The 17,021-nt window shown below is 64.0% G+C and carries 15 protein-coding genes; 7 read left to right on the top strand and 8 right to left on the bottom strand.

What is annotated here, in order from left to right:
- Positions 1-5: 5 nt before the first annotated feature.
- Positions 6-1,016: a M23 family metallopeptidase gene (locus AB7535_RS12545; protein ID WP_439036374.1), complete on the bottom strand. Its 1,011-nt coding sequence runs from the start codon at positions 1,014-1,016 to the stop codon at positions 6-8.
- A gap of 260 nt (positions 1,017-1,276) precedes the next feature.
- On the opposite strand from AB7535_RS12545, the gene AB7535_RS12540 reads away from it, so the two are divergent.
- The 4 genes from AB7535_RS12540 to AB7535_RS12525 are packed head-to-tail and all read left to right on the top strand — an operon-like array spanning position 1,277 to position 5,289.
- Positions 1,277-2,128 (top strand): phosphodiesterase, encoded by an 852-nt coding sequence (locus AB7535_RS12540; protein WP_135215313.1) that lies wholly within the window; start codon positions 1,277-1,279, stop codon positions 2,126-2,128.
- Position 2,129: 1 nt separating this feature from the next.
- The gene (locus AB7535_RS12535; protein ID WP_167768106.1) at positions 2,130-3,080 is read left to right on the top strand and encodes a carbohydrate ABC transporter permease; all 951 of its coding nucleotides are present in this window, start codon (positions 2,130-2,132) and stop codon (positions 3,078-3,080) included.
- Positions 3,077-3,946: a carbohydrate ABC transporter permease gene (locus AB7535_RS12530; RefSeq protein WP_135215311.1), complete on the top strand. Its 870-nt coding sequence runs from the start codon at positions 3,077-3,079 to the stop codon at positions 3,944-3,946. Before AB7535_RS12535 ends, AB7535_RS12530 begins: the two co-directional genes overlap by 4 nt.
- Before the next feature lie 11 nt (positions 3,947-3,957).
- Positions 3,958-5,289 carry an ABC transporter substrate-binding protein gene (locus tag AB7535_RS12525; RefSeq protein WP_439036373.1) on the top strand — a complete coding sequence of 444 codons (1,332 nt, stop codon included), beginning with the start codon at positions 3,958-3,960 and terminating at the stop codon, positions 5,287-5,289.
- A 75-nt stretch (positions 5,290-5,364) separates the two neighbouring features.
- On the opposite strand, the gene AB7535_RS12520 is transcribed toward AB7535_RS12525, so the two are convergent.
- From AB7535_RS12520 to AB7535_RS12505, 4 genes are all read right to left on the bottom strand, one after another.
- A complete protein-coding gene (locus AB7535_RS12520; RefSeq protein WP_014495741.1) occupies positions 5,365-6,186 on the bottom strand; it encodes an ABC transporter permease in 822 nt (273 codons plus the stop codon).
- Positions 6,187-6,196: 10 nt separating this feature from the next.
- Positions 6,197-7,081 (bottom strand): ABC transporter permease, encoded by an 885-nt coding sequence (locus AB7535_RS12515; protein ID WP_063983656.1) that lies wholly within the window; start codon positions 7,079-7,081, stop codon positions 6,197-6,199.
- Positions 7,082-7,092: 11 nt separating this feature from the next.
- Positions 7,093-8,157, bottom strand: a complete 1,065-nt coding sequence (locus AB7535_RS12510; protein ID WP_063983657.1) for an ABC transporter ATP-binding protein — start codon at positions 8,155-8,157, stop codon at positions 7,093-7,095.
- A gap of 66 nt (positions 8,158-8,223) precedes the next feature.
- Positions 8,224-9,363, bottom strand: a complete 1,140-nt coding sequence (locus AB7535_RS12505) for an ABC transporter substrate-binding protein (protein ID WP_231144904.1) — start codon at positions 9,361-9,363, stop codon at positions 8,224-8,226.
- Between the two features lie 193 nt (positions 9,364-9,556).
- Here AB7535_RS12505 and AB7535_RS12500 point away from each other — a divergent pair, with 193 nt between their 5' ends.
- Positions 9,557-10,291, top strand: coding sequence for a FadR/GntR family transcriptional regulator (locus AB7535_RS12500; protein WP_199877100.1), 735 nt, complete (start codon positions 9,557-9,559; stop codon positions 10,289-10,291).
- A gap of 32 nt (positions 10,292-10,323) precedes the next feature.
- Here AB7535_RS12500 and AB7535_RS12495 read toward each other — a convergent pair whose 3' ends face one another.
- Positions 10,324-11,313 carry a zinc-dependent alcohol dehydrogenase family protein gene (locus AB7535_RS12495; RefSeq protein ID WP_063983658.1) on the bottom strand — a complete coding sequence of 330 codons (990 nt, stop codon included), beginning with the start codon at positions 11,311-11,313 and terminating at the stop codon, positions 10,324-10,326.
- Positions 11,314-11,416: 103 nt separating this feature from the next.
- On the opposite strand from AB7535_RS12495, the gene AB7535_RS12490 reads away from it, so the two are divergent.
- Together AB7535_RS12490 and rnd are read left to right on the top strand one after the other, a co-directional pair.
- A complete protein-coding gene (locus AB7535_RS12490) occupies positions 11,417-12,313 on the top strand; it encodes a LysR family transcriptional regulator (protein WP_439036372.1) in 897 nt (298 codons plus the stop codon).
- Positions 12,314-12,666: 353 nt separating this feature from the next.
- Positions 12,667-13,836: a ribonuclease D gene (gene rnd / locus AB7535_RS12485; RefSeq protein ID WP_063983660.1), complete on the top strand. Its 1,170-nt coding sequence runs from the start codon at positions 12,667-12,669 to the stop codon at positions 13,834-13,836.
- Positions 13,837-14,091: 255 nt separating this feature from the next.
- Here rnd and AB7535_RS12480 read toward each other — a convergent pair whose 3' ends face one another.
- Together AB7535_RS12480 and AB7535_RS12475 are read right to left on the bottom strand one after the other, a co-directional pair.
- On the bottom strand, positions 14,092-15,474 hold the full coding sequence (locus tag AB7535_RS12480; protein WP_439036371.1) for an aspartate aminotransferase family protein: 1,383 nt from the start codon (positions 15,472-15,474) through the stop codon (positions 14,092-14,094).
- A gap of 197 nt (positions 15,475-15,671) precedes the next feature.
- Positions 15,672-17,003, bottom strand: a complete 1,332-nt coding sequence (locus AB7535_RS12475) for an MFS transporter (protein ID WP_439036370.1) — start codon at positions 17,001-17,003, stop codon at positions 15,672-15,674.
- Between the last annotated feature and the right edge of the window lie 18 nt (positions 17,004-17,021).

The following is a 17,021-nucleotide window of genomic DNA, read 5'->3' as shown; positions in this document are numbered from 1 at the left end:
CCTTCTTACTTCGTCGCCTTCCTGATCCCGCCGAACGACGCCGCGTCGAACTTCTGCGGATCGACGGGATCGTAGCGGGACCACTCCATGTCGGGCACGTTGGCATACCGCTCGGCCCAGGCCTTGTTCGTCGTCGTCGTTCCGGGCGCGACGGGGCGGATCTCGAAATGCAGCACCTTGTTCGGGTCGATCTCGCCGATCGTGTCCTTTGCCTTGACGCTCGCGCCCACCGCAAGCGCCTCTCCCTTCGGCCCGACAATGCGGCCAAGCTGGACGTAGCGCGTGTAGATGACGCCGCCGTTGGGATAGGTGTGCTTGAGCACGACATAGCGGCCGCAACCGCCGATCACGGGCAGGTCGGCCGGCGCCTGCTCGCTGGTCTCGATCTTGACGACGACGCCGTCCGCCATCGCCGCCACCGGACCGCCTGCCTTGTCGGAGGTGAAATCGACGCCGGGATGCTCGTCCTGGGTCCAGCATCCACAGGAGGTCATCGTCTTGTCTGCCGGCTTGTCGGCGCGCGGAAAGCTGCGCTGGGTGAGGAATTCATTGACCAGCAGCCCCGGCCCTTCGGGGGACGTGAAGGCATGGATCGCATAGAGCGAGAGCTTGTCCCCGACCGGCACCTCCGCCGGCAAGAAGCCGTAGACCACATCCTGGATGAAGACCTTGAGCTCGCGCCCCTTGGCGGAGCGGACCGTGATGCAGTTGGTCGCCTGCAAGGCGTCGGCGTCGGTCTTGGGCATGCCGCTCATGATCAGCGATCGCTTGAGCGCGCCGCTTGCGCACGGCTCGCCGTGGGAGGCCAGCGTGACGTCGAGCTTCAGCGGCGACATCGGGTAGACGTCGAGGCCGGTGGCCGGTCGCCGCCGTGCCAGGAACTCGTCGAGATCGGTCTCCTTGTAACGGGCGAAATTGAATTCGGCGCGCGCCGCATCGGGGACGGCGGAGAGGACGACAAGCAGCAGGGAGACGGCAAGCAAACCCAGCTTGGGGAGGCCACGCGGCGGCAACATTCGGAGGTCTCGTGATGCAAATTCGGTGAGCAGCATGAGCAAACCACGACCGCATCTTCGCGGCAAGGTAGACCGCATCTTGCGCCTCAATCGTGAGAGGTCATTCGGCCCCAGAGTACGCTCGCCCGGTCGTCCCAAGCATGTCCACATCTTCCACGCGCCGCAGGAACCGCTGTCATCAAACTGAAACACTGGCACTCTAACGGCCTATCAGGGACGTCCTGCCGGAGGCGCCCATCCTCCAACAGTCCTGACGCGCCATGCCCTTCAAATTCATCCACATCACCGACACGCATCTCGCGAACCCCGGACTGAAGCTCTATGGCCTCGATCCGCGCGCCCGGCTGGACGCGGCGGTTGCCAACATCAACAAGCACCAGTCCGACGCTGCCTTCGCAGTCGTGACCGGCGACCTCACCCATTGGGGCGAGCCTGAATCCTACATCAATTTCGCCGAGGCGATGGGCGCGCTGAAAATCCCTTATATCGCCATGGTCGGCAATCACGACAAGCGCGTGGCCTGCCTCGACGGCCTGAAGGCCGCGCCGCGCGACCCGAACGGCTTCGTCCAGGGCACCCGCACCACCGAGCACGGCCTGTTCGTCTTCCTCGACACGCTGGACGAGACCAGCCACGCCGGCGAGATGTGCGCCAAGCGCCTCGGCTGGCTCGCGAGCACGCTGGCCGCAGCGCCCGCCGACATGCCGTTCGTCGTCTTCATGCATCATCCGCCCTTCCCGGTCGGCGTCCACGCGATGGACGAGATCGCACTGGCGCAGAGCGCCGAATTCGCCGAGGTGATCGCGCCCTATCGCGCACGCATCCGCCACCTCTTCTTCGGCCACGTGCACCGGCCGATCTTCGGCAGCTACGGCAAGATCCCGTTCTCGACGCTCCGCGGCACCAACCACCAGGTCTGGTTCGAGCTCGACGCTGCCGCGACCGACCATCTCGCCAGCCATGAGCCGCCGGCCTATGGCGTGGTGCTCATCGACAGCGAGAACCTGGTCGTGCACAGCCACGACTTCCTCGACACCAGTCTGCGCTTTCCATTCGCCGCACCGACGGGAATGAACGACCGCGACTATGCGCTCAATTTCCCGGCGCGATGAGATGAGCCTCGCTGAACCCGCGGCTCTCCCGGTCGCGACTTCGGCGGCACCGCGTCTGCACGTCCTGAAGCGGTTTGTAGGCCGCTTCAACGCCTCGCTGCCTGCCTATCTGTTGCTTCTGCCATCACTGGTCTTCCTCGCACTGTTCACCTATGGCGCGATGGGCCGCGTGCTGATCGACGCGCTCTACCAGCGCGCGACGCCGAAGGCACCGGTCCGCTTCGTCGGCCTCGACAATGTCAGTGCCGTGCTTGCCGATCCCGCCTTCACCGGCGCGGTCGTCAACAATCTCGTCTACGCCATCGGCACGGCGATCCCGAGCATCGGACTTGCACTGCTGTTCGCGCTGGCGCTGTCGCGCACCAATGCGGTGAGCAGCGCGCTGCGCGCGGCGCTGTTCCTGCCGGTGCTGATCCCGATGGTCGCGGCCTCCGCGCTGTTCCTGTTCATCTTCCTGCCCAATGTCGGCCTGCTCGACTACTACATCGGCCGCCTGCTTCCGGTGGTGCCGAACTGGCTCGGCGACCCCGACATCGCGCTCTATGCGATCATGGTGATCACCATCTGGAAGAACGCCGGCTACTACATGCTGTTCTTCCTCGCTGGCCTCCAGGCCGTGCCCGAGGATGTCATGGAAGCCGCGCATCTCGATGGCGCCGGCCCGTTCATGCGGCTGCGCTACATCATCCTGCCCGAGCTCAAGCCGACCTTCCTGTTCGTCATTGTCATCGCCACGCTCAACGCGGTCACGCAGGTCGACCACGTCTTCGTCATGACCAAGGGCGGGCCGTCCAACTCGACCAATCTTGTGCTGTTCTACATCTACCAGCAGGCGGTCGAGCATTACGACATCGGCAAGGCCTCGGCAGCGACACTGCTGACGCTTGCGGCGCTGATGGGCCTCACCGCGCTCTCCTTCCGGACGATGGCAAACCGCGAGGGCGGGCCATGACGCTGATCGACCGCCTGCTCAAGGATGCCCCGCTCGCCACCCGCCGCGAGATCACGCCCAAGCTCGGCTTCGTGTTGACGATCTTGCTCGCCATCGTCTGGCTGATCCCGTTCCTGTGGATGGGCGTGGCGACGCTGCGCCCGGCGTCCGACGGCATCAACGTGATGGCCGAGCTGATGCCGAGCCTGAAGCCGACCCTCGACAATGTCAGGGATGCCTGGGAGATCGGCGATTTCCCGCGCTACACCCTCAACACCACGATCATCTGCACCGGCATTCTGCTGGTGCAGTTCGTCACGATCACGCTGGCGGGCTTTGCCTTTGCGCGGCTCGAATTCGCCGGCAAGACGCTGATCTTCTATTTGTTCCTGATGCAGCTGATGCTGGTGCCGGTGCTGCTGATCGTGCCGAATTTGAGCCTGGTGGCGCAGCTCGGGCTCTACGACACGCTCGCCGGCGTGATGATGCCGTTCTTCGCCTCGGCCTTCGGCACCTTCCTGATGCGGCAGGCTTTTGAAGCCATTCCGACCGAGCTGGAAGACGCCGCCCTGATCGACGGCGCCAGCCTTCTCCAGCGCATCCGCCACATCTACGTGCCGCTGTCGATGCCGAGCTTCTCGGCCTTCGCCATCATCTCCGTCACCAGCCACTGGAACGACTTCCTGTGGCCGCTGATGGTGATCAATTCGCCGGACAAGCGGCCGCTCACGGTCGGTCTGTCCGTCTTCACCGCGACCGCCGAAGGCACGCAGGCCTGGGGCACGATTGCCGCCGGCACGCTGATGGTGATCGCGCCGCTGCTCATCACCTTCCTGATCTTCCAGAAACGCTTCATCAGCTCTTTCGTCACCTCAGGCATCAAATAGGAGATTTTTCGATGCTGTTTACCCGCAGGCTCATGCTTGGCCTCGCCATGGCAGGCTCTATGGCAGGCGCCCTCGCCTTCCCGGCAATGGCCGAAGGTCCGACCGAGATCGACCTGTTCTTCCCCGTTCCCGTCGACGGCAAGCTCGCCCGCGACATGGGCACCTTGATCAAGGAGTTCAACGAGACCCATCCCGCCATCAAGGCGACCGCGGTCTACACCGGCTCCTATGACGACACGCTGATCAAGACGCGCGCGGCCATCAAGGCCGGCAAGCCGCCGGCCGCCGTGATCATGTCCGCGAACTTCCTGCTCGACATGCAGATCGAGAACGAGCTCACCAATCTCGACAGCCTGATCGCCGCCGACGGCTCCACCAAGGAAAAGTTCTTGGGCCAGTTCTTCCCGGCGCTGCAGGGCAACGCGGTGATCGACCGCTCGGTCTACGGCGTGCCGTTCCACAATTCGACGCCGCTGCTCTACATCAACGCCGACAAGGCCAAGGAAGCCGGCCTTGATCCGAGCAAGCCGCCGCAGACCTGGGCCGAGCTCACCGACTGGGCCAAGAAGCTCACCAAGCGCGAGGGCGACAAGGTGACCCAATGGGGCATCGCGATCCCCTGCGCCTATGACTATTGCGGCTGGATGATGGAAACGCTCACCATGACCAATGGCGGGCGCTACTACAACGAGGAATTCGGCGGCGAAGTCTATTACGACACGCCCTCGATGCTGGGCGCGCTGACCTGGTGGAACGACCTCGTCTACAAGCACAAGGTCCACGCCCCGGGCGCCACGCCCGGCCCGGCCGTCAGCACCTCCTTCATCTCCGGCAATGCCGCGATGATGATGCTCTCGACGGGCTCGCTGACCTATGTGCGCGACAACGCCAAGTTCAACTACAAGGTCGCGTTCATCCCGCGCAACGTCCGCAACGCCGTGCCGATCGGCGGCGCCTCGCTGATCGTTCCGGCCGGTCTCGAAGCCGACAAGCAGAAGGCCGCCTGGACGTTGATCAAGTGGATGACCTCGCCTGAGAAGAGCGCCTGGTGGAGCCGCGCCACCGGCTATTTCGCGCCCAACATGGCCGCCTACAAGACGCCTGACATGGTCGACTTCCTCAACAAGAACCCGGACGCCAAGACCGCCGTCGAGCAGCTCGACGTCGCAAAACCCTGGTTCGCGACCTACAAGACCGTGCCGGTCCGCAAGACGCTGGAGGACGAGGTCATGCTGGTCCTCAACGGCAAGAAGCAGCCGAAGGAAGCACTGGTCGCCGCCCAGAAGGCCGCCGACGAGACGCTGAAGCCTTACAACGCGGAGACCTCGCTGAAGCTGCCGTAAGGCCAACGATCAGCCAAACAACCTCGGCGCTCCACGGTGTGGGGCGCCGAAATCATTTCAGGGGCCGTGATTGCGTCAGTTGCGCCTGCCATCGAGCCTGAACACCATCTGCGTCGGACGCACGAACCGCAATGCGACCAGCAGCACCGCCATGACGGTGCACATGTAGATCACAGCCATCGCATCGATCGAATAGACCGGCCGCACACCGCCAGCAAAGACGTTGTAATAGAGCGCCACGACCAGGGTCTGCGATCCCCCGCCCGCAAGCAGAAACGCCAGCTCGAAGTTCGAGATCGTATTTACGAGAACCAGCAGGCCCGCTGTCAAAATGCCGGGCAGCATCAGCGGCAACAGGATGCGGCGGAATATCTGCAGCCGGCTCGCGCCGAGCATCTGCGCCGACCATTCAAGGTTCAAGCTGATCTGCTCGAAGAACGGCAACAGGATGAAGACGGCAAGAGGAACCATCGGGACGAGCACGGCGAGAATGACGCCAATGACCGTCCCGCCAACACCAAACCCATAAAGCGTCGTGGCAAGCGGAATGCCGTAGGTCATCTGCGGGATCAGCAGCGGCAGGAAGTAGAGCAGCAGCAGGACCGGCTTGGCGTTGAAATTCCGCCGCGCCAGCACGTAGGCGGCCGGAAATCCGATCGCGAGCGCGATGAACACCACGGCCAGCGCGATGAACAGCGTGATGAAGAGCACATGGGAGAGCTCGAACTCCCGCCAGGCGTAGGTAAACCAATCCGTCGTGAACGCCGGCGGCAACGGCTTGCCGAACCAGCGTTTTGCGAACGAGCTGACCACGACATGCGTCACGATGCCGAGCAGGTTCAGGATGAACCCCAGCAGGAACAGGTAGATCGCCAATTTCCACATCCGTCCGCGCATCTGCTTCCCCTCAGCGTTTGCCGACGCCCATGGTTGTTGCAATCGTCATGCGGCGGCGCACCAGCACGATGACCACCAGCGCCGCGAGCTGGCAGAGCCCCATGATGACCGCGATCGCGGATGCGTAGGACATGTCATATTGCTCGAAGGCCTGCTGGTAGGCCGCGATCGAGATCGTCCGCGTCGAACCGGCCGGCTGGCCAACCATCACCGCGGATGGAAACACGGCAAAGCTCATCACGAAGACGAGGGCAAACGCGATGATCAGGCCCGGTGCGATCAACGGGAACATGACGCGCCGGAAGATGGTCCAGGGACCGGCGCCCAGCATGCGTGCGGAGCTTTCCAGGCTCGGGTCGATGCCGGAGATGTAACCGAGCAACATCAGGAAGCAGAACGGAAAGTTCTGCATGAACAGCGAGAAGGTGACGCCGATCGAATTATGCGTCAGCTCGAGCGGATTCTGGATCAATCCGACCGCAAGCAGCAACTGGTTGAGCCAGCCATTGTGGCCGTAGAAGCCGAGGATCCCTTCCGACAGGAAGACGACACCGAGCGAGATCGGAAGCACGAGAATGGTCGTGATGGTGCGCTCGAACCAGATGCCGCGCCGCATGCCGTATGCGAGGAACAGCGCAACCAACACGACCGCGACCGTCGTCGGCAACGCCAACATGAAGGTCGTCTTGATCGTATTGTACTGGTAGGCGTCGTTGAAGAACGCGACATAGTTCGAGAATATCCCGGCGTCGCGCTTCTTCGGCTGCAAGCTGATGTAGATCCCGTAGAGGAACGGGTAGACGAACATCGCGAGCACGTAGAGCAGCGACGGCGCAAGACAGAGGATCGCGACGAGGTCCAGTTCGCTGCGAGAATCAGAGCGGATGCGAGCCACGATCTGTCCCCTCACTCGCGACGCAGCAGGACGAATTTGTCCGCCGGCAAGGTCAGATCCAGCATCTCGCCCAATACGAGCTTCTCGTGCGAGCGGACCCAGAGCCTTGCGTCGCCATTGAGCGCGATCTCGGCCTCCTGCTCGCGTCCGAGATACTCGACCAGCTCGACCTTGCCGCGCAGCACATTGACGCCATCACCAGACTTGCCGAGACGCACATCTTCCGGCCGGATGGCCAGAACGGCGTGCTCGCCCGGGCGGAAGCTATCCCTGGCCCTGGCCTGCAGGATTTGCCCCTTGAAACCGGCTTCGATCATACCGCCCGCTTCCTTGCCGAGCGTCACATCGAGGAAATTTCGGAAGCCCATGAAATCCGCCACGAAGACGTTCTTGGGACGGTCGTGGATTTCCTGCGGCGTCCCGACCTGCATGAGCACACCTTCGCGCAGCACGACGATGCGGTCGGAGAGCGAGAGAGCTTCGGCCTGGTCGTGGGTGACGTAGATGGAGGTCAGGCCGAGCTGTGCGTGCAGCTGCTTGATCTCGGCGCGCATCTCGACGCGGAGCTTTGCGTCAAGGTTGGACAACGGCTCGTCGAACAGCATCAACCGAGGGTGCAGCACAAGCGCGCGCGCGATGGCGACACGCTGCTGCTGTCCGCCCGAGAGCTGACCGGGATAGCGGTCTTCATAACCGGCAAGACGTACCAGACCGAGCATGCCCCGCACGCGCTGCTCGATTTCCGCAGACGGCCGCTTCTGGAGAGAGAGGCCGAAGGCGACGTTGCCGAACACAGTCAGATGCGGAAACAGCGCGTAGTTCTGGAACACCATGCCGAACCCGCGCTTTTCGGGCGAGACATCGTCAATCCGTCGTCCATTGAGATGGATCTCGCCGTCGCTCGGCGGCACGAGGCCCGCGATGATGCCGAGCGCCGTAGACTTTCCGCAGCCGCTCGGCCCCAGGAAGGTGACGAACTCGCGGCCGCCGACCTCCAGCGGAAAGTGGTCGAGCACCACCTTGCCGCCATAACGCTTGGTGATCGACATCTGCAGCTTATCGATAGAGTCGGCCATTCCCCGCCCCGCATACGCGCGCGAGGGCCGCACCTGCGCGCCCTCGCATCTTGGTCCCGGTTCTTGTTATTTCTTGACCTGATCGGCGCCGACCTCACGGTCCCACCGTTCCATCGCGTAGCTCAGCTCGGTCACGCCCAGCGGAGGCGATACTTTCCATTTGGTCCCGATCTGATCATATTCAGGACGCCAGAATTCCTTCACCTCGTCCTGGATTTCCTTGGGCGCCGATGCGAGGGCTGCGGCCTTCACGACCGGCCCGATGAAGGCTTTCCAGGTGAGCGCCTGCTGCTCCGGCTTCCACATGAACTTCATGAGGTCGACGATGACATCGACCTGTTCCTGCGGCACGCCCTTCGGGATGCACCAATAGTGACCGTCCACCACGAACGTGGTGTTCTCCAAGATTGCGATCTTCGAGTCCGGCGGGATTACGCTCTGCGCGCGCGGCTTCATGTCCCATTCCATGATCCCGGCGATCATCCAGCGCTGCCCCTGGGCGAATTCCTTCAACGTGATCGCGGTACCGGTCGGATAATATTCGACGGACTTGCCGAGCTCTTTCAGGAAATCCCAGCTCTTGTCCCAGCCCTTTTCGGGGTCGAGCGGCTTGGAGTCCCCGAGAATGAAGGCAAAGCCCTGGAGGATCGCGCGGCCCGGCCCGCTGTTCGCCGGACGCGCATACATGAATTTGCCCGGGTTCGCCTTCACCCAAGTCAGCAATTCCTGCGCGGTCTTCGGCGGGCTCGGCACCTTCGCCGGATTGTAGATCAGCACCGGTCCACCGGCATTGCCGACTGACGGAATGAGGACGCCCTTGCCCTCGTCGTAAAGCGCCTTGCCCGCATCGGTGAGGCCGTCGCGCGGAAAGCTCTTCTGATAATCGGGGATGGCGATGAGCTGGCCGTTCTGGGCCAGCAGTGCGCCGCCATCCTGCCCGGTCAGCACCAGATTGATATCGAGGCGTCCGGCGTCCTGCTGCGCCTTGATCTTGGCCGGAAGCTCCGGCGCGGGCGCGCGTTGGATTCTGATCTCGCTGACCTTGTCCGGATTCGCCTTCTTGTAGTTCTCGATGATGGTCTGCACCGAGGCCAGGTCACCGCCGGTATCGATGATCGAAAGACTGATCGGAGCGGCAAGGGCTCCGCTGCATAGACACGCCCCCAGCAGGACGGCGACCATTGGGGTTGCTGACCTCGGTTTCATTCTCGCCTCCCACGCGCTTTATTTTTTGCGCAACTTGTTATTTATTTGTAAGGCAAGCATCGACGAAATCTTCGCTGGTTGTCAAGCGGTCTGTTCTGTAGCTGTTTTGAGCTGGCGGCCGAGCGCCTTGTGCACGGACTGAAATGTCAAAAACTTGTTTGGAAGCCGAACGCAAAACCGGACGGAGCCGGACTTGAAAAAGCCTGCGATGAAATCCGCGGAGTTGCCGCTGTCGTCCTCGACGGGACGATTGAGCGACCGGATCTACGACCATGTGCTGGGTCAGATCGCGATCGGCATCCTTCCCGTGAACTGCCGGTTACCGCCCGAGAATGGCCTTGCCGAACTCCTGGGCGTTTCGCGGCCCGTCGTTCGCGAGGCGCTGACGCGATTGCGCGACGACGGGCTGATTGCATCACGCCAGGGCGCGGGCTGGTTCGTGACCCGGCGTCCGGCCGCCAATGCCTTCGACTTCGCGCCTGTCAGTAGCATCCCCGACATCCAGCGCTGCTTCGTGTTCCGGATGGCCGTCGAGGGCGATGCCGCGGCCCTCGCCGCCCGCAACCGGGACAGGCAAAGCCTGCGCCGCATTCAGCAGGTGCTGACCAGGCTGGATACGATGGTCGCCCAAGGGCGCGAGGGCGGCCTTGGTGTCGAGGAAGATCTCCTCTTCCACCGCACGATTGCGGAGGCGAGCGGCAACCGGTTCTTTGTCGAGACGCTGACCTCGTTGAGGGAGCAGATCGCCATTGGCGTCAATCTCAACCGCAACCTGTCGCTCATTCAGCCGCGCGGCCGCATTCTCAGGGGACAGCAGGAGCATCGCCGCGTGTTCGAGGCCATCGAGGCACAAGACGAGGACGGCGCCCGCCGCGCCATGCGCACGCATGTCGAAAATGCCCGCAAGAGAATATTCGAGGGGGGCTGATCGCCGCGACGTGAGCCACGCGCCGCGCGCGGTTAGATCGTCACAACGATCTTGCCGAACTGATTGTTCGACTCCAGGAAGCGATGCGCCTCGACGATCTCCTCGAACGGGAACGTTCTGGCGATCACCGGCTTCAAGCTGCCGTCTGACAACCCGTCGAGGATGAACGCCTTTGCTTTCGCAAGGCGCACGGGATCGCGGATGATCTCGTGCACGAGGTAGCCGCGCAGGACCAGGCTCTTGGTCAACACGTTGAAGAGCGGGAACGGCGTCGGCGCGGGGCTCAGCCCACCATACTCGATCAGGATTCCGCCCCGTGACATCGCCGCGGTCAGCGGCTCGAATGCGGGACCGCCGACGGCGTCAAACACCACGCGGACGCCGCTCGCACCGGCGATCACTGCCAGCCGCGCTTCGATGTCCTCCTCGTCCAAGGCGATCACGTGGGCGGCGCCGGCCTCGCGCAAGGCGCGCTGCTTGGCCGAGGTCCGCGTCAGGGCGACCGGGAAAGCGCCGATCCGGTTCGCGATCTGGATGGCCGCAAGCCCGACACTGCTCGATGCCGCCGTGATGGCGACGACGTCCCCTCGCCCAAGTCCGGCGATGTCGACCAGCGCGCCGTAGGCCGTCAGATACTGCATCCACACCGCGGCCGCCGCCTCGAAGCCAAGCTCGGGCGGATGCTTCACGACGAGCTCGGCCGGAAACGTCGCGAGCTCGGCATAGGCCGGCCATCGCACCATCGACAGCGGCGGCACGATGCTGACCGCCTCTCCCGGTGCAAAGCCGGCCACGCCTTCGCCGATGGCCTCGACGATACCTCCCGCCTCCAGACCAAGGCCGGACGGAAATGTCGCGGTCTCGATATAGGTGCCCGTCCGCAACAGCGCCTCCGCACGGTTGAGACCGAGCGCCCTGACCCGGATCTGCACCTCGCCCTTTGCCGGCGGTGGAACGTCGACGGTCTCGATGCACAGCACTTCGGGACCGCCATGCCGGTGAAAGCGAACGACGCGGGTCATGGATACACTCCAAAACAATTGAACTGAATGGAGCTATGCCGATCCCACCGAAGTGGATAAATGGCCCGAATACGCGAACAGTCGAAACCAGGAGTTTTCAATCATGGACCGCCTGACCAGCATGGCCGTATTCGTCCGGGCCGTCGATCTCGGTTCGTTCGCGGCCGCGGCCGACGCCCTGGAGATGTCGGGGCCGATGGTCGGCAAGCATGTGCGCTTCCTCGAAGAACGTCTCGGCGTCCGCCTCCTCAACCGCACCACGCGGCGCCAGAGCCTGACCGAGGCTGGCCAGGCCTACTACGAGCGCTGCCGCGCGGTACTCAGCGAGGCCGAAGCCGCCGACGCCGTCGTGGCCGATGAACTCTCCGCGCCGCGCGGCAGGCTGCGCGTGACCATGCCTGCCCTGCTCGGACGGCACTGCATCGCCCCTCTGTTGATGAAGCTCGCGCGAAAATATCCGCATCTCGAGCTCGACCTCTCCTTCGGCGATCCCATCGCTGACATCATCGAGGCCGGCTACGATCTTGCGATCCGGACCGGCGATCTCGACGACCAGTCCGGTCTGATCACGCGGCGCATCGCAAGCCAGCGCATGGTGGTGTGCGGCGCGCGGTCCTATTTACGCGCCAACGGCAAACCAAAATCGCTCGACGATCTCGCCGCGCATCAGGCGATCATCTATCGCCGCTCTGGACGCGTCCGGCCATGGCTGTTTCCACAAGCCGACCAGCCGGCACGCGAGATCATGCCGTCAGGCAGGCTGAGGCTCGACGATATGGAGGCGATCGCGGACGCCGCCGCACAGGGCATGGGGCTCGCCTGGCTGCCTTATTGGCTGGTCCGCGAGCGTCTCAACAGCGGCGCGCTGGTCGGCCTCCTCGAAGGCCAGCCCGAATTCCTCTACGACTGCCACGCGCTGTGGCCCCGTTCGCCCTGGATTCCGCCAAAAGTGCGTGCCGCCGTGGACGCGCTCGCCGCCTTGCCGAAGCTCATGGGGTGATGGTCGAGCCCGCCCCCGTTAACTCCCCGTCCACCATCCGGCTTGCCGGGCGGCCGGTAACCACGAGCATTAACAGACCCTCAACGTACCCCCGACAAATCTATCAATGTTTCTGGAGATTTCGCCGTGGATCTGTTGGTTTTCGAGTTCCTGGGGCTGGCGCTGGTCGCCATGTGCGTGGTCGTGGTGGCGCTGCCCTGCCCGCGCAAATCCTCGCACCGGATCCGTTACGAATAGGAATTTCGTCGGAAAGAGACGATTCCGGCCCGATGCAATGCTCGAATTCGCTTAGAGCCCCTTGACATCACAGCGCTTTCGGCAGAACGGCTGATACCAAGTGTCATGGGCCGTTCATGGATTTGATTACCACCACCGCTGACCTCGCGGCTGCCTGCAGCCGGCTGGCCAAGCACCCCGTTATTACAGTCGATACCGAGTTCCTGCGCGAAACCACCTACTACCCGCTGCTGTGCGTGGTGCAGATGGCCAGCCCCGAGGAAGCGATCGTCATCGACACCCTGGCCGAGGGGATCGACCTCAAGCCGTTCTTCGACCTGATGGGCAACGAGGGCGTGCTGAAGGTATTCCATGCCGCCCGCCAGGACATCGAGATCATCTGGCACCAGGCCAACATCATCCCGCACCCGGTGTTCGACACCCAGGTCGCGGCCATGGTGCTCGGCTACGGCGACAGCATCGCCTATGACGCGCTGGTCGAGAAGGTCACGGGCCACCGGCCCGACAAGACCCACCGCTTCACCGACTGGTCGCGCCGGCCGCTGACGAAAGAGCAGATGCACTACGCGGTGTCCGACGTCACGCACCTGCGCGACGTGTTCGCCGCGCTCGATGCCGATCTCAAGAAGCGGCGCCGCAGCGAATGGGTCTCCATCGAGATGGAGGTCCTGACCTCGCCCAGGACCTACGACTTCCATCCCGAGCGCGCCTGGGAACGGCTGAAGACGCGGGTCCGCAAGCCCAAGGATCTCGCGGTCCTGATGGAGGTCGCGGCCTGGCGCGAGCAGGAAGCGCAGAGCCGCGACGTGCCGCGCGGCCGCGTGCTGCGCGATGAAGCCATCAGCGACATCGCGACCCACGCGCCGAACACGCTGGAGAAGCTCGCCCATCTGCGCTCGGTGCCGAAGGGGTTCGAGAAATCCAAATGGGGCGCGGACATCGTCGCCGCGGTCGAGCGCGGGCTGGCGCGGGATTTTGCGACGCTGCCGAAGCTGGAGAAGCCGCGCAACAACAACAATGGCGCCGCCATCGTCGAGCTGTTGAAGGTCCTGCTGCGCATGACCGCGGAGCGCCACGCGGTCGCCAGCAAGGTGATCGCCACCGTCGACGATCTCGAAGAGATCGCAGCCGACGACGAGGCCGACGTCCCGGCCTTGCGCGGCTGGCGCCGCGAGTTGTTCGGCGACGCCGCCTTGAAGCTCAAGCGCGGCGAGCTGGCGCTCGCGATCGAGAAAGGCCGCGTGATCGGGGTCCAACGGGTGGAGCCGGTTAAACCGTCATCCTGAGGCGCGAGGCGTGAGCCTCGAAGGATGAGCGGCCCCCGCTGCGGCCAGTCGGCCGTCGCCCTTCGAGGCTCGCCGAAGAGGCGAGCACCTCAGGGTGACGGTGATAAATCGAGGCTCACTGCATCAACGCCGTCATTGCGAGCGAAGCGAAGCAATCCAGAATCTTTCCGCGGAGACGGTCTGGATTGCTTCGTCGCCAGCGCAAAATTGCTTCGCAATTTTGTTGCGGGCTTCTCGCAATGACGAGGAGAGAGCCTACGCCGGCGTCAGCTTCGCCACTTCCGGCTTCATGTCGTTCAGCACGCCCGTGATCGCCGCGACCAGCTCGTCGATCTGGGCCTTGGTGACGATCAGCGGCGGGCAGATGGCGATGGCATCCAGCATGTTGCGCGAGATCACGCCGCGCTCCTGGAGCATGCGGCTGGCGATGCCGCCGACGGCGCCGGGCGTGCTGGCGGCCGTCTTGCGTCCCTTGTCGAGCACGAGCTCGATCGCCGCGATCATGCCGACGCCGCGGACCTCGCCGACCAGCGGATCGCTGGTGAGCTCGCGCAGCTTGCCCTGCATGTAGCCGCCGAGCTCGGCGGCGTGCGCGACCAGGCCGCGCTCCTCGATGATCTTGAGGTTCTCCAGCGCAATGGCCGAGCCGACGGGATGGCCGCCCGCGGTGAAACCGTGGCCGAGCACGCCGATCTTGTTGCTCTCGTCCGCGATCGGCTCGAACATGCGATCGTTCAGGATGATCGCCGACAGCGGGAAATAGCTCGAGGTGATCTGCTTGGAGACCACCATCACGTCCGGCTTGATGCCGTAGGTCTCGCAGCCGAACATCTTGCCGGTGCGGCCGAAGCCGCAGATGACCTCATCTGCGACCAGCAGGATGTCGTACTTCTTCAGGACGGCCTGGATCTTCTCCCAATAGGTCGCCGGCGGCACGACGACGCCGCCCGCGCCCATCACCGGCTCGCCGAAGAAGGCCGCGATCGTATCCGGGCCTTCCTTCTGGATCAGCGCGTCGAGTTCCTCGGCCCGGCGCGTCGCGAACGCCTCCTCGCTCTCACCGGGGGCGCCGTCCTTGTAGAAATGCGGCGAGCCCGTGTGCAGGATGTTGGGCAGCGGCAGATCGAACGAGCGGTGGTTGTTCGGCAGGCCGGTGAGGCTGGCGGACGCAATGGTGACGCCGTGATAGGCGCGCATCCGGCTGATGATCTTCTTGCGCTGCGGCTGGCCAAGCGAATTGGAGCGATAGGCGATCAGCTTGAGGACGGTGTCGTTCGCCTCCGAGCCGGAATTGGTGAAGAACACCTTGCTCATCGGCACCGGCGCGAGCGCCACCAGCTTCTCGGCGAGGTCGATCGAGGGCCCGTGCGATTTGGCGGAGAACGTATGGTAGAATGGCAGCGCCAGCATCTGCTTGTGCGCCGCCTCGACCAGCCGCTTCTCGTTGAAGCCGAGCCCGACGCTCCACAGGCCGGCCATGGCCTCGAAATAGCGCTTGCCCGACGCGTCGAACACGTAAGGGCCCTCGCCGCGCTCGATCACCAGCGGACCGGCCTGCTGATGCGCGCGCGCGTTGGTATAGGAATGGAGCTGGTAGGCCACATCCCGGGCCTCTTGCGAATTGGGCAGCATGGACATTGCGGGATTCCTCAACGGTGCGTCATTGGAGGTCATGACGCAGACCTGTCCAAACGACGAGCTTGTCCAAAGAAAACGTCGACATCTTGGCTATTGCGGCAGGCCGCAACTTGCAACGTCATTTCGTTGGCAACAAGCGCACACGAGCGTTGCAGGAAAGCAGCGCTGGCACTTCGGCACAGGAGATATCGCCTCGGCTAGCCTCGCCGTGCCAGCACGAAGGCCGCCGCCGCGGCGATCAATGCCGGGACGGCCGCAGCGCCAAACAGCGGCTGCGGTCCCATGTCGCGGGCCAGCATGACGCCGCCGATCAGAGGCCCCACGATCGAGCCGATGCGGCCGATGCCCAGCGCCCAGCCCACGCCGGTCGACCTGATCGCCGTCGGATAGAAGGTCGCCGTCAGCGCGTTCGAGGCGATCTGTCCCCCGACGATGCAAAATCCCGACGCGAAGATCGCGATCGTGACCAGGACGATCGAATGGCTGGCCATGCCGACGGCCGCAACCGCGACCGCCGCCACGAGATAGGTCAGCGACAACGCGCGAAACGAGAAACGGTCGATGAACTGGCCGAGCGTGAAGGTGCCGACCACGCCGCCGACCTGGAGCATCGCACCAATCGCGGCCGCGCCCGAAACCGAGACGCCGAGATCGTTCAGCACGGTGGGCAGCCAGTTCGACAGCAAATAGAGGTCGAGCAGGCTCATGAAGAACACGACCCAGAGCAGGACCGTCACCGGTGCGCGGCCCTCCGCAAACAAATGCGCGACGGGCAATCCCGACAATTTGGGCTCCTGGACTACGAATTTGGCGTTGCCGGCGATGGATACCCCCGGGGCTAGCTTTTGCAGGAGGTTCGCCACCTCGCGGTCGCGGCCGCCCATCATCGCCAGGAACCGGATCGACTCCGGCAACGCCTTGAAGAGCAAAGGCAGAAGCAGCAGCGGCACGAGGCCGCCGACGAGGAACACCGAGCGCCAGCCGAAAGCCGGGATCATGGCGGCCGCCAGCAACCCGCCCAGGGCCGCACCGATCGAAAAGCCTGCGAACATGATCATGACCATGGTAGCGCGGCGGCGATGCGGGCTGAACTCGGAGGTCAGCGCAATCGCATTGGGCATTGCACCGCCGAGACCAAGGCCGGTCAGAACGCGCAACGCGATCAGCCAGGTCGTATCCACCGCGAACACGGTGAGCAGCGTCCCGATGCCGAACACCAGCGTGCTTGCGAGGATGATACGGCGGCGACCGATCCTGTCGGCCATCGGACCGAAGATCAGGGCGCCGATCATGAGGCCCAGAAGCCCCGCGCTGAACACCGGACCGAGGCTGCCACGCGCCAGCTTCCATTCCTGCGCGACTGCAGGCGCGACATAACCGATGGCCTGGGTGTCGAAGCCGTCGATGAACAGCACCGCGGCGCAGACGAGCAGAACCCGGATCTGAAAGGCGCCAACCGGCTGACGATCGACATAGGCGGGAACGTCGACCGTGCCCGACACGATCTCATCCGTAGCTGTGACAGCCATGCCCAACCTCTCCCCGGC

The organism is Bradyrhizobium sp. 956_D2_N1_4 (assembly GCF_052076025.1).
Taxonomy (GTDB): Bacteria; Pseudomonadota; Alphaproteobacteria; order Rhizobiales; family Xanthobacteraceae; genus Bradyrhizobium; species Bradyrhizobium barranii.
Note: the sequence above shows the minus strand (reverse complement) of the source record. Positions and strands in the feature narration are given on the sequence as shown.

Excerpts from the sequence above, each read along its gene's own strand:
- AB7535_RS12520 (WP_014495741.1), bottom strand. The coding sequence starts at position 6,186 with ATGCGCGGACGGATGTGGAAATTGGCGATCTACCTGTTCCTGCTGGGG.
- AB7535_RS12530 (WP_135215311.1), top strand. The coding sequence starts at position 3,077 with ATGACGCTGATCGACCGCCTGCTCAAGGATGCCCCGCTCGCCACCCGC.
- AB7535_RS12495 (WP_063983658.1), bottom strand. The coding sequence starts at position 11,313 with ATGACCCGCGTCGTTCGCTTTCACCGGCATGGCGGTCCCGAAGTGCTG.
- AB7535_RS12475 (WP_439036370.1), bottom strand. The coding sequence starts at position 17,003 with ATGGCTGTCACAGCTACGGATGAGATCGTGTCGGGCACGGTCGACGTT.
- AB7535_RS12535 (WP_167768106.1), top strand. The coding sequence starts at position 2,130 with ATGAGCCTCGCTGAACCCGCGGCTCTCCCGGTCGCGACTTCGGCGGCA.
- AB7535_RS12545 (WP_439036374.1), bottom strand. The coding sequence starts at position 1,016 with ATGTTGCCGCCGCGTGGCCTCCCCAAGCTGGGTTTGCTTGCCGTCTCC.
- AB7535_RS12525 (WP_439036373.1), top strand. The coding sequence starts at position 3,958 with ATGCTGTTTACCCGCAGGCTCATGCTTGGCCTCGCCATGGCAGGCTCT.
- AB7535_RS12480 (WP_439036371.1), bottom strand. The coding sequence starts at position 15,474 with ATGTCCATGCTGCCCAATTCGCAAGAGGCCCGGGATGTGGCCTACCAG.
- AB7535_RS12510 (WP_063983657.1), bottom strand. The coding sequence starts at position 8,157 with ATGGCCGACTCTATCGATAAGCTGCAGATGTCGATCACCAAGCGTTAT.
- rnd (WP_063983660.1), top strand. The coding sequence starts at position 12,667 with ATGGATTTGATTACCACCACCGCTGACCTCGCGGCTGCCTGCAGCCGG.
- AB7535_RS12505 (WP_231144904.1), bottom strand. The coding sequence starts at position 9,363 with ATGAAACCGAGGTCAGCAACCCCAATGGTCGCCGTCCTGCTGGGGGCG.
- AB7535_RS12490 (WP_439036372.1), top strand. The coding sequence starts at position 11,417 with ATGGACCGCCTGACCAGCATGGCCGTATTCGTCCGGGCCGTCGATCTC.
- AB7535_RS12540 (WP_135215313.1), top strand. The coding sequence starts at position 1,277 with ATGCCCTTCAAATTCATCCACATCACCGACACGCATCTCGCGAACCCC.